We start from the raw sequence: 12,595 nt of genomic DNA on the forward strand, positions 1-12,595 counted from the left end.
AATTAATTTTTACATTATTAAATTTTTAAATTGTTACATTAACGAAATATCGAAAATATGAAGTACTATAGCACCAACGGCAAGGCTCCTATTGCCGACCTGCACAAAGCAGTAGTTAAGGGACTGGCTGAGGATCGCGGACTGTATATGCCCGAGCGTATCAACAAGCTGCCCCAGGAGTTTTTCGACAACATCGAGAAAATGAGTTTTCAGGAGATTGCCTACACCGTAGCCAGCGCTTTCTTTGGCGAGGATGTAGATCCTGATGCCCTGCATGATATTGTGTACGACACCTTGGCATTCGATTGTCCAGTGGTGAACGTAAAAGACAATATTTACACCTTGGAGCTGTTCCACGGTCCTACCCTCGCCTTTAAGGATGTGGGTGCCCGTTTTATGGCGCGCTTGCTGCAGTACTTCATCAAGCAAGAGTCAGGTCATAAGCAGGTGAACGTGCTGGTTGCTACCAGCGGCGATACCGGTTCGGCTGTGGCCAACGGATTCTTGGGTGTTGAGGGTATCCACGTGTACGTGCTGTATCCCAAGGGCAAGGTAAGTCCTATCCAGGAGTGCCAGTTTACCACACTGGGTAAGAACATCACCGCTATCGAGGTGGATGGTGTGTTCGACGATTGTCAGGCGCTGGTAAAGAATGCCTTTATGGATGCCGAACTGAACGAGCACATGAAGCTGACATCGGCCAACTCAATCAACGTGGCCCGTTTCCTGCCCCAGGCGTTCTACTACTTTAATGCCTACGCCCGCATGAAGGAACAGGGTAAGGCTGACAATCTGGTGATGTGCGTTCCTAGTGGAAACTTCGGAAATATCTGTGCAGCGCTGTTTGGCCATGAGATGGGACTGCCCATCAAGCGATTCATCGCAGCCAACAATGCCAACGATATCTTCTACAAGTATCTGCAGACAGGCAAATACGAGCCCAAACCATCGAAGCAGACTCTGGCTAATGCGATGGACGTAGGCGATCCTTCGAACTTTGCCCGTATCTACGACCTGTACGATAAGAGTCACGAGAAGATTAGCGCGCTGATTAGCGGTGCTACCTATAGCGACGAGCAGATTCGCGAAACCATGCGCGAGTGTTACAAAGCTTCGGGTTATATCCTGGATCCTCACGGTGCTTGCGGCTATCAGGCTTTGGCCGACGGACTACAGGCAGGCGAGTTTGGTGTGTTCTGCGAAACAGCCCACCCAGCTAAGTTTAAGGAGAAGGTGGATGAGATTCTGGGTATCGACGTAGAAATACCTGAGCGCTTGGCTGCCTTTATGCGTGGCGAAAAGCAAAGCGTGGCCATGAGTAAGGACTTTGCAGATTTCAAAGATTATCTCATGCATCAATAATTTAGCAACGGACAACAGGACTAACAGGTTGGATTTATCCTAAGAAAAAAAATCCTAAAGTCGTGTAGTCCGTTGCAAAAAAATCAAAGTGAAATCAATAATTTAGCAACGGACAACAGGACTAACAGGTTGGATTTGTCCTAAGAAAAAAAGCCTAAAGTCGTGTAGTCCGTTGCCAAAAATCAAAGTGAATCGAGGCGGTCGGAGTATAATGCTCTGGCCGCTTCGTTTGTTTCGTCATCGGTCATATCAACCAGCGGATGCATGTTGATCTCATCGAGGTTGATACCAATACGATCCAGATTCTGGTTGGTAAACGTGAGCTGTGCACCAAACAAACAGATGGTCCACGATATCTGTAGCCACAGCATAAACAATGGCAGGGCGGCAAACGATCCGTAGATGGCGTTGTAACCTGTTACCCAAATCTGCGAGTGGATGTAGAACAACTGCAGCAGCTGCATGGCCACACCCGACAGGATGCCTGGCACAATGGCGCTCTTAATCTTTACGTCGGTATTGGGCATATATACGTAAAGACCTACAAACAGCAGCGAGAGCAGCAGATAAGGTGAGAAATCGAGCAGATAGCGTACAGCGCGACCCAAGATAACCACACCATCGGTATGCTGCGCAATGGTGGCCATGAAGATAGAAAGACCCATCGACACCACAATGATGATGGGGAATACAAAGAACATGGCCATATAATTGGTAAGCGATCGCATAATGGGGCGCGCATTGCTTACCTGCCATATCTCGTTAAACGTTTCCTCAACATTGTTTACCAGCATCAGTACCGTGTAGAGCATAAACAGCAAGCCCACACCCAGGAAGATGCCACTCTGCGTGTGGATGAGGTAACTGTTGACAAAGTCGGTCAGGATATCGGCCACCTGCGGCTGCGACGATAAGGCATCGCGAAACCATATCTCGATATACTTATTATAACCAAAGCCGCGGGCAATGGCAAAGATAACCGCCAGGATGGGTACGATGGCCAGCAAGGTGCTGTAAGTAAGAGCCGACGCCTGCGTCATCACTCGTTTCGTAGTAAAGAAACGAATGGTGAGAACAAGTGTACGGTATATCTTTTTGAGTGTCATAATTATCAAAAAAAAGCACTGCCCCTATAAGCCGGGTTCTGTACCATGCAGGCATGGCGTTTGTCATTTATCTAGTCCATGAGTCACCCCATGGCTCAAGCGTTCTACCCTCCATCGTGACTTGCGTCGTTGGGCAGGCAACCCTCAGACGATGGTATACATGAACTTGCAGCCTCCAGTCGACACAGCCCAACGATCACCCGCTGGCTGGTGGTCTCTTACACCACCTTCTCACCCTTACCTCAAAAAACTGAGGCGGTCGTTCTCTTCTGCCGGCACCTACTGTCACCAATAGCTTCTACTTTCAGAAGTGGAGCGCCTTATGCTGCCCGGACTTTCCTCTCGCGCGACCTTTCAGAAGCGCCAGCGACAAACCGTTGCAGTGCGTTTTCTGCGTGCAAAGTTAGCAATAAAATTCATAAATCACGAATAATATGCACAAAATTATACTCATAATTAAAAATAAGCAACTAAAAACATAATAAATACTTAAATTTGTCAGTAATTTAAGATTTTAAGTGTTAATCGCAAATGCTCGTTAAGCTTTTATGCCTAATTGTTAAATTGGGACAAATCTTTGCGTCAAATTGTCAGTATTTAAAATAATGCACTTATTTTTGCACCATCAAAACGTGAAAGGAAACCTGAATGTAGAATTTAAAACATTAAAAAAATGAATGAGAATATGAAAAAGATCGTAAATGCAGCAACTCCCGCAGTATGCGCTGTTGCTTTGACTCTTTCAGTAGTAGCATTCGCTAACTCTAACGCAGCTACTGCTCCAGCTCCTATCGTTACATCGGCTCCAGCAGCACCAGCTGGTCAGCCAGTAGACCTTACCTATGCAGCCGAGAAAGCGCTGCCAGCGGTGGTTTACATCAAGAACACCCAGAACTCAAAGATTGAGACCGTTGAGTATAGCGATCCGTTTGAGGATTTCTTCTCTGATCCATTCGGCGGTTTCTTTGGTCGTGGTCAGGGCAACGGTGGCCGTCGCCAGCGCCAGGTTCAGACCCCAAAGCGTGTAGCAGCAGGTTCTGGTGTGATCATCTCGGCTGATGGTTATATCGTGACCAACAACCATGTGGTGGATGGTGCCGACGAACTGATGGTTACCCTCAACGACAATAAAGAATATTCAGCCCGCATCATCGGCGCTGATGCCACAACCGACTTGGCACTCATTAAGATTGATGCCAAGAACCTGCCTGCCATTGTCATCGCTAATAGCGACAACGTGAAGGTTGGAGAATGGGTACTGGCCGTAGGTAACCCACTCGGACTGAACAATACTGTCACTGCAGGAATCGTCTCTGCAAAGGCACGTTCAATGAACGACCCACGCGACAAGCGTACTGCCAATCTCGTGTCGTCGATGATTCAGACCGATGCTGCCATCAACCAGGGTAACTCTGGTGGTGCACTGGTAAATACCCGTGGCGAACTGATTGGTATCAACGCCATGCTCGCTTCACCTACAGGTTCTAACATCGGTTATGGCTTCGCTATTCCTACCTCGATCATGAACAAGGTTGTTGACGACCTGAAGAAATATGGAAACGTACAGCGTGGTATGATTGGTATCCAGGGTGGCGACGTGAAAGATTATGTTGACGCTCAGAAAGAGGAAGGCAAGGATGTCGATCTGGGCACCATGGAAGGAATCTATATCGGAAAGGTAGTAGAAGATGGCGCTGCCGAGGATGCCGGCCTGAAGGAAGGCGACGTGATCACCCACATCGACGGACAGAAGGTGACCAAGTTTGGTGAGCTGACAGGCATCATCGCCCAGAAGCGTCCTGGCGACAAGATTACCGTCACCTATCTGCGCAACAAGTCTAAGAAGACTGCCACACTGACCCTGAAGAACGAGAAGGGCAACACGAAGGTGGTGAAGGATGCTGATATCGACGTGCTTGGCGGACAGTTCCGTGCCGTCACCGACTCACAGAAAGAGCAGCTCAACATCGGCTACGGTCTCCAGGTGCTCAAGGTCAGCGGCGGCCGACTGAAGGAGGCTGGTGTGCCTCAGGGCTTCATCATCCAGCGTGTCAACGACCACAGCGTGAAGAGCATCGCCGACCTGCAGGAAGTAGTGAAGGCAGCCTCGAAGTCGAAGGAGCCCGTGCTCTACATCCAGGGTATCTATCCTACAGGCAAAAAAGGCTATTTCGCAGTACCTTTGGAAGACGAATAAGCACAAATAGATAAAAAAGAGCCACGAATGATTAAAATTCGTGGCTTTTTTTTGGTTGTTTCAGGAAAAAGTCTTACTTTTGCGGCCAACTTAAACATATTATTACCACGATGAGACAACTAAAGATCACTAAATCTATAACCAACCGTGAGAGTGCGGCTCTGGAAAAGTATCTACAAGAGATTAGTAAGGAGACCATGATCTCGGCTGAGGAAGAGGTTGAATTGGCACAGCGCATAAAAAAAGGAGACACTAAAGCGTTGGAGCGATTAACGAAGGCTAACCTTCGTTTCGTGGTATCTGTGGCTAAGCAATATCAGAATCAGGGATTGTCGCTGCCCGATCTGATTAACGAAGGCAATTTAGGATTGCTGAAAGCGGCCGAACGTTTCGACGAGACACGCGGCTTCAAGTTCATCTCGTATGCCGTATGGTGGATACGTCAGAGCATTCTGCAGGCCATCTCAGAGCAGAGTCGTATCGTACGACTGCCCCTGAACCAGGTGGGATCGGTAAACAAGATCAATCGTGAGATAAACCGATTTGAGCAGCTTAACGAGCGCCGCCCATCGGTAGATGAGATAGCCGAGAAAGTGGATTTGCCACAAGAAAAGATTGACGAGGCGATGGCCATTAACGGGCACCAGATTAGTGTGGATGCACCGTTTGTTGAGGGCGAAGACAACAGCCTGCTCGACGTGATGGCCAACAGCGATGCCCCACTGGCCGATAACCAGTTGGTTGAGGAGTCGCTGAAATCGGAGATACAAAACGCCCTGAGTGCCCTGAACGAGCGCGAGCGCAACGTGGTAGAGGCATCGTACGGCATTAACCAGCCCGAGCTGACACTCGAGGAGATTGGTACCAAGTTTGGATTAACCCGTGAACGCGTACGTCAGATAAAAGAAAAGGCTATCCGCAAGCTAAGAAACAGCAAAGCGAATAAATTTTTAAAGACATATTTAGGATAATGAGATTATTTAAACAGCTTACACTTGCCATCGTGCTGATGGCTGCCGGCACCGCTAACGTGCAGGCACAAAATGTGAAGGTTCCACATGCGTATATGTTCGGATTCGTTGCTTCGTTCAACGATTCTACCGTATATTTTACTAATATCCAGAAGGTTGACAGCGTTTGGGTTACCAAGAAAAAGCAGATGCTGGCTGGCAGACATAACTACAGCTATCAGCTGCGCGAGTTTTTTGCCAATCAGCGTAACCTGCCCAACCGTACTTGTGTGGTAGTGGCCAACGTTGACCGCAAGAAGGTTGAGAAGAAGTACACCAAGATGAAGAACAAATATCTGGTTAAGAGCAAGAAACCCTACGATGTGCGCAACGTAGCCGAAACGGACTTTAAGTTCACCGCCGTAGATATGAGTAACGATTAAATAAAAAAGCCCTCGCAAATTTGCGGGGGCCTTTTTGTTATCGGGGATTATTGATTTCGAACACCTTCATGCGTTCCTCGAGTTGCGCGTATTGGTGATCCTCGATAAACGAGGTACAAACACGCAAGCCTTCCTGTTCGGAACCGCAGGTTATCAAGCAGATAGCCGATACACCATAGTACATCAACTCCTTAGCCAACTGGCCAGATGTCATGCCGGGATAACCAATGGTAAAGTAGAATCCGTCGGCAATAGGTTCGTCCAAATCCTTATCGTAGACCACATAGAAATTGTGGCGACAGAAAATCTCCTTCAGTTTCTTGGCACGCTCGCCATATACGCTAATCTCCTTGCGGAAATCGTACTTACCCTCGTAAGCGGCCTTGAGCATAGCGGCCATTGCATACTGGGCACTATGACTGGTACCCGAACTCAACGCATACAGCATACGGGTTGAGAATACAGGACCGAAGGGCAAACCCTGATAACGGGCAGCCAGATCGGGAAAATGGCGATGGAACAGCTTATCGCTGATGCAAACCACACCAATACGCTCGCCAGCATAGCTGAATGCCTTTGAACCTGAGATGAGCAGCATATAATTATCGGTATAACGGGCTACTGTGGCCTGATAAGGGGCCTCGAAGGGTTTCGAGAGATCCTTACGGAAGTCCATAGCAAAGTAAGCCAGATCCTCCATCACGATGGCATCGTACTTGGTGGCCAGCTCGCCGATAATCTGCAACTCCTCTTCGCGCAAACAAATCCACGAGGGGTTGTTGGGGTTTGAATATACGATAGCGCAGATGTTACCATTGCTCATATAGCTCTCGAGCTTGCCACGCAGCTTGTCGCCACGATAGTTATACACGTCGAAAGTCTCGTACTTCACGCCCATCACCTGCAGCTGCATCTTCTGTACTGGGAATCCTGGGTCGATAAACAGCACTGTATCCTTCTGTTTGTCGCACTGTGAGCAGGTGAGGAACGAGGCGAAAGTGCCCTGCATCGAACCTGTTACAGGTACGCAGCCTTCGGGTTTGATATCTACGCCGATAAAGGCTTTTACAAACTGCGAAGCAGCCTCCTTGAGCACGGGCGCACCCTGGATGTCGGGATACGAATGGGCAATGCCACCTTCGAGGGCTTTTATCTGGGCATCAACGCCTACCTGAGCGGCGGGCAAACCAGGAATACCCATCTCCATCTTGATGAACTCTACCCCACTCGCTTTCTCGGCCTTAGCAGCTACCTGCTTCACCTCGCGGATGGTAGCCTTGGCAAAATCCTCAATGCCAAGCTCCGCTACCAGCGAGTCAACTATTTCTCTTTTAATCGGAGTTTCCATAAAAATTATTTTTTGGCACGGATTAACACGGCTCTTTTTCAAAGAGACACTGCTGTTTTTATCGCAGTAAATCCGTGTCTTTTAATTTATTAAAAGCCGCGTTAATCCGTGCCTAATTAATCATTTTTGCGCTACTTTACCGATGGCGAGGGCTTTGATGTTAGCCTCTACGATGGCATCGCCTTTGCGGGCGAAGACACGACGGATGGCATCCTCTAACTTATCGTACTCGATACCCAAGGCCTTCTGGGCTGCACCCAGCAGAATCACGTTGGCCGAACGGGGCACACCATTATCCTTAGCAGCCTGCTCGATATCCAATACAATCACATTCTTTACACTCTCCAAATCCTGCTTAATCTTCTCGATATCAGGATAGTTGGGGATATTTACGAAAGGAGCACTCGAAGTGATAATCCAACCATCCTTAGCCAAGAATGGCAGATAACGCAGAGCCTCCATGGGCTCCATCGAGATGATCACATCGGCACCACCCAGCGGAATCAGATCGCTGCTGATGGGGTTGCTCGAGATGCGCAGATTCGACTGTACGTCGCCACCACGCTGACTCATACCGTGTACCTCGGCCTGCTTGATATAGAGGTTCTCCTTCATGGCAGCCTCGCCTATGATGGTAGCAATCGAGAGGATACCCTGACCGCCTACTCCACAAAGAATTATATCGGTTTTCATCGTTTTATTTTTTATTTTCTGCTATTATTATTTATTGGCTTTCTTTTGCTTGAGGTGGCGCTGCAGCGTTTGCATGCACTCACGACGAGGAATAATCACACTCACACCGTGATAGTTGATCTCCTCGCGGATGGCTGCTGTAATCTCGGGCATGTTCTTGGGGATGGGGTTAACCACCTTGAGGTGATCCTCTGAAAGGCCCAGACCCTTACAGATAGCCTCGAACTTATTGGTACCAGCCGAATCCTGTCCGCCTGTCATAGCGGTGGTCAGGTTGTCGCTGATAATCACAGTGATGTCGGCATTCTCGTTGATAGCATCCAGCAAACCAGTCATACCGCTGTGGGTAAAGGTTGAGTCGCCGATGATGGCTACTGCAGGCCACTGACCAGCGTCGCTGGCACCCTTGGCCATTGTGATAGATGCACCCATATCTACGCAGCTGTGGATGGCTTTGTAAGGAGGCAGGAATCCGAGTGTGTAGCAACCGATATCACCAAACACGCGGGCGTTGGGATACTCCTTCAGTACCTCGTTCAGGGCGGTGTAAACATCGCGGTGACCGCAACCCTGACACAGTGCAGGTGGACGTGGAGTTACATCCTCGCAAGGTGCATAGCTCTCGCTGCTCTCAAGACCCAGTGCCTTCTTCAGGAAGTCGGGATTCAACTCGCCTGTACGAGGCAGCTCGCCTGTTAAGCGACCCTTGATGACAGCGTTGCCGGGCATCACACCACGAACCTGATCCTCGATGAATGGCTGACCCTCTTCGGCTATCAGTACCTGCTCGCAATCGTCGGTCATACGTCGGATAAGCTTCTTGGGGATAGGATACTGCGAAATCTTCAGCACGGGGAAAGGACAACCTTCGGGATAGCACTCCATCAGGTAGTTGTAGGCAATACCGCTGGCGATGACACCCAACTTGTGGTCGGCGCCATCGATATACTTGTTATATTTGCTCTCAACAGCCATCTGCTCCAGCAAAGGCTGCTGGCTGGTTACTACTACATTACGCTTGCGGGCAAAGGCGGGCAAAAGTACCCAGTTACTGGCCTGGGCATTGTAGTTAAGCTCGTTCTGTGGGCGGGCCTCGTCCTTCACCTCAACTACGGCACGACTGTGAGCCATACGGGTGGTAACACGCATCAGGATGGGCAGGTGCAGATTCTCCGACATATCGAAAGCCTCCTGCATCATATCGTAGGCCTCCTGCTGCGAGCTGGGCTCCAAGGTGGGAATCATGGCAAACTTAGCATAGAAACGTGAGTCCTGCTCGTCCTGCGATGAGTGCATCGATGGGTCGTCGGCTACCAGAACCACAACACCACCGTTGGTACCCGTCATAGCCGAGTTAACAAACGGATCGGCACAAACGTTCAAACCTACATGTTTCATACACACCAGCGCCCTCTTGCCCATATACGACATACCGAGTGCAGCCTCCATAGCCGTCTTCTCGTTGGTGCTCCAACGGCGGTGGATGTTACGCTCTTTGGCAATGGCCGACTCCTGGATATACTCAGTAATCTCCGTTGATGGAGTGCCGGGATAGGCATATACACCGCTCAGACCAGCATCGATAGCGCCCTGAGCAATAGCCTCGTCTCCCAATAAAAGCTTTTTCATCTGACTAATTTATATTTTACAATTTTACGATTTTCAATTATGTGATATTATCTATCAGGGGCAAAGGTAGGCATTTTTGAGCAAACAGCCAAAAAAATACGGCTTAATTTGCATAAGCCGTATTTTTATTCATATAAACTTTCAGTTTTTTAATTTCTACAATCTAAAATCTTACAATTTTTACATTTTCTAATTGTTACATTTTTACATTATCAGAAAGTGTATCCGATGGTAAGCAAACCTTGGCTGCGCTTGTTGCTAACCTTAGTAACACCTGTGCTAACGCTTGTTGAAGAAGCGAGACTCTGATAGTCCTGGAATGGGTGGAACTCACCATCAGTATTGCTCAGCTGGTAAGCCAGGTCGATGTTCATCTTGCCTACCTTGAAACCTACACCGCAGGTAAAGCGATTAGTATCCTTCCAGTTTACATAGTCGGTTGTAGAAGCGTACATAGTGCCTGGGCTGTCGACAGTCATATCGCGAACACCATCCATCTTGTAACCGCTGGTGATGTAGTTGTAGCCTACACGGAATGCTACTTCAGGAACGGGCTTGTACTCTGCACCCAACTTCAGGGTTGATACACCCTTGAGCGAACGCTCGGTATTGGCCTTCATGGCTACATCCTTCGAGGTCTCGGCATTGTCGTAATAGTCGTAACCATCGATGATGCGGTTCTGGCTGGCGCTGTAGTCGGTGTACTCGTAACCTGCACCCAGAGCAAACTGGGTACCGATGGTGGTTCCAAGGCTCAAACCAAACTTCCAAGGTGTGTGGTAAGCAAAGTCGTAGCTCTCCTGACTCTGACCCTTATCCCAAGAACCGTAAGGGGTGTTGTTAACCATAGCGCTTGAGTTGCTCGAGGTAAGCTCGTACCAGGTTGGTGTGTGGATGTAAGCACCGATGCGGAATGGCGACTCCTCGACAGGACGGAAGATAGCACCAAACTTCAGGTTGATACCAGTACCGGTAATCTTACGCTCGTCGCCATAAGCCAGCGAACCAGTTTTAATACCCTGCGAATCAAGGATGGTCTCGGCATACTCCGAATAACCCTTATAGTGTACATCCTGTACGCCAACAGTCAGTCCCCAGAAGAAACGGTCGTTGTAGTTACCGCTCAGGTTGAAGTCGTAATCGGCAATCCATCCGCGATGTGCACGATCAAAGCTGTAGGCACCAGCCTCGCTCCAATAAAAGTACTGATCATCAGGATCGAGCAGGAACACGTTGGCGTTCATATAGTCGGCCTGATTATAGCGGTATGAGCGATAGTCGCCCTCCCATCCCATCACTTCGCCTTGCTTGTTCTCGTCGAACTCATAAAGTCCGCGAGCGGCCTTTTCGTAGGTGAGTCCGTTCTGTGAGCAACCGCGCAATGAGTTGGCAGCCGACAGAATCTGGTCGAAGTTCTTACTCTTGTGGTAGTTGAAGCCCACATTAATAAAAGAGGTGGGACTAACGCGAGCCGAGTAAACAAATCCAGCCTGATCAAAGCTCATATTGGTTTTATTCAGTCCGTCGAACTCCTTAGCGTCGGCCTGCGAAACCACGCCGAAACTCAAACTGGCTGTTGAGTGGCGGAAGAGTCCGATACCAGCAGGGTTAGTACCCATGGTTGAGATATCGGCACCCAAAGCCTCCATTGCTCCACCCATACCCACATAGCGGGCGGTTCCGTTCAGATCGCTACCCAGCAAGCGGGCGCTCTCGTATGTATCCTGTGCAGCTGCTGGCAAAACTAAGCCCATAGCAATCGCTGCCAATAAAATCTTCTTCATAATGGCAATATAATGTTTAATGTATTAATGTTCAATGTCAACGGCGTCCTCCCATACGGCTACCACCGCCGCCACCGCCACCAGAGCTACGAGAGCCTCCGAAGCTACCACTGCTACTGCTGCTGCCAAAGCTACCGCTGCTTGAGCGTGATGGACTGCTGTAAGTAGAGTTAGAGCGAGTTGGTGACGAGTAATTATAATTAGAATTAGAGTTGTTACCACCACGGCGACCGCTGAAGTTACCAGAGCTGCTGCGCTGTGTGTTACCGCTGCTATATACACGGTCGCCACCCATTCTGCTGGCGCGATCTCTCAGGCTGCCCATACGCGAACTGCTGTTGGCAACAGAGTTGCGGTATGAAGGTCGACGACCTGTGCTGCCCTTGATGTCGATAGAACCGGCATTGCCAGTGTGACCGTAGTAGTGTGTTCGGCCACCGCCGCCGCCACCATAGTAATAGGGATAGCCCCAGTAGCGATAAGGCGAATACCAGCTGTAGTAGCTGTAGTAGCCATAATATGGCCAACCCCATGTGCTCCAATATGGATCGTACCAGCCGTAGTAGTAAGGATCCCACCAGCTCAGGTAGTATGGATTGTTCCACATTACGCTGCTATACCATGAACCATAGTACCAGGGATCGTACCAGCCGTAACGACTGTAGTACCAAGGTGAGTGCCAACCCCAAGTGCTTGAACCGGCACGATAACCAGTCCAGAAAGCAGCATTGCTGCTCACGTCGTAGTCATCAAAGCGAACCATGTTCTTGGTCAGGGCAAAATCCTCAGCCTCCAGCGTGTCGGCAGGATAAACACCCTTTCCTTCAGTAAAGTCGATTACATCTAACTTGGTAGTATCACCGTCAATCACCTCGTAGCTGCTCTTGGCTTTTGACTGCGGAGCCACCACGGGGGCGATATCCTTCACATGCTCTACCTGTGCCTTCTTCTTCTTTGGTACGAAGTAGAGGTCGTCGTCCTGAGCCATCATCGAGAGAGGCATGGCTCCGATCAGCATTGAAATTAGTAACAGTTTCTTCATTTTCTTCTAAGTTTAATGATTCACGTTGCAAAAATACAACG

General features: G+C 49.2%; 10 protein-coding genes and 1 other RNA gene. 4 read left to right on the forward strand and 7 right to left on the reverse strand.

Annotated elements, in window-relative coordinates; translation table 11 throughout:
* Positions 1 to 57: 57 nt before the first annotated feature.
* On the forward strand, positions 58 to 1,362 hold the full coding sequence (gene thrC, locus T499_RS0110370) for a threonine synthase (RefSeq protein WP_033150908.1): 1,305 nt from the start codon (positions 58 to 60) through the stop codon (positions 1,360 to 1,362).
* Positions 1,363 to 1,544: 182 nt separating this feature from the next.
* On the opposite strand, the gene T499_RS0110375 is transcribed toward thrC, so the two are convergent.
* Complete coding sequence (locus T499_RS0110375) at positions 1,545 to 2,468, reverse strand: YihY/virulence factor BrkB family protein (RefSeq protein WP_013064569.1); 924 nt, start codon at positions 2,466 to 2,468, stop codon at positions 1,545 to 1,547.
* Between the two features lie 11 nt (positions 2,469 to 2,479).
* An RNA gene (gene rnpB / locus T499_RS14265) (RNase P RNA component class A) lies at positions 2,480 to 2,854 on the reverse strand.
* Between the two features lie 299 nt (positions 2,855 to 3,153).
* Between rnpB and T499_RS0110380 the strand changes: the two genes are divergently transcribed.
* The 3 genes from T499_RS0110380 (at position 3,154) to T499_RS0110390 (ending at position 6,058) form a co-directional block, all read left to right on the forward strand.
* Positions 3,154 to 4,665, forward strand: coding sequence for a trypsin-like peptidase domain-containing protein (locus T499_RS0110380; protein ID WP_033150947.1), 1,512 nt, complete (start codon positions 3,154 to 3,156; stop codon positions 4,663 to 4,665).
* 110 nt (positions 4,666 to 4,775) lie between these two features.
* Positions 4,776 to 5,636, forward strand: a complete 861-nt coding sequence (locus T499_RS0110385) for a sigma-70 family RNA polymerase sigma factor (RefSeq protein WP_013064942.1) — start codon at positions 4,776 to 4,778, stop codon at positions 5,634 to 5,636.
* The gene (locus T499_RS0110390; protein WP_033150909.1) at positions 5,636 to 6,058 is read left to right on the forward strand and encodes a hypothetical protein; all 423 of its coding nucleotides are present in this window, start codon (positions 5,636 to 5,638) and stop codon (positions 6,056 to 6,058) included. Before T499_RS0110385 ends, T499_RS0110390 begins: the two co-directional genes overlap by 1 nt.
* Before the next feature lie 37 nt (positions 6,059 to 6,095).
* Here T499_RS0110390 and T499_RS0110395 read toward each other — a convergent pair whose 3' ends face one another.
* From T499_RS0110395 to T499_RS14250, 5 genes are all read right to left on the reverse strand, one after another.
* Positions 6,096 to 7,406: a pyridoxal phosphate-dependent aminotransferase gene (locus T499_RS0110395; RefSeq protein ID WP_013065196.1), complete on the reverse strand. Its 1,311-nt coding sequence runs from the start codon at positions 7,404 to 7,406 to the stop codon at positions 6,096 to 6,098.
* A 120-nt stretch (positions 7,407 to 7,526) separates the two neighbouring features.
* Positions 7,527 to 8,099 carry an indolepyruvate oxidoreductase subunit beta gene (locus T499_RS0110400; protein WP_013063028.1) on the reverse strand — a complete coding sequence of 191 codons (573 nt, stop codon included), beginning with the start codon at positions 8,097 to 8,099 and terminating at the stop codon, positions 7,527 to 7,529.
* Between the two features lie 27 nt (positions 8,100 to 8,126).
* Positions 8,127 to 9,728 carry a thiamine pyrophosphate-dependent enzyme gene (locus T499_RS0110405; protein ID WP_033150910.1) on the reverse strand — a complete coding sequence of 534 codons (1,602 nt, stop codon included), beginning with the start codon at positions 9,726 to 9,728 and terminating at the stop codon, positions 8,127 to 8,129.
* A gap of 212 nt (positions 9,729 to 9,940) precedes the next feature.
* A complete protein-coding gene (locus T499_RS0110410; RefSeq protein ID WP_033150911.1) occupies positions 9,941 to 11,512 on the reverse strand; it encodes an OmpP1/FadL family transporter in 1,572 nt (523 codons plus the stop codon).
* Positions 11,513 to 11,549: 37 nt separating this feature from the next.
* Positions 11,550 to 12,554 carry a hypothetical protein gene (locus T499_RS14250; protein ID WP_052173632.1) on the reverse strand — a complete coding sequence of 335 codons (1,005 nt, stop codon included), beginning with the start codon at positions 12,552 to 12,554 and terminating at the stop codon, positions 11,550 to 11,552.
* Between the last annotated feature and the right edge of the window lie 41 nt (positions 12,555 to 12,595).

The organism is Prevotella sp. RM4 (assembly GCF_000701965.1).
GTDB classification, from domain to species: Bacteria; Bacteroidota; Bacteroidia; order Bacteroidales; family Bacteroidaceae; genus Prevotella; species Prevotella ruminicola.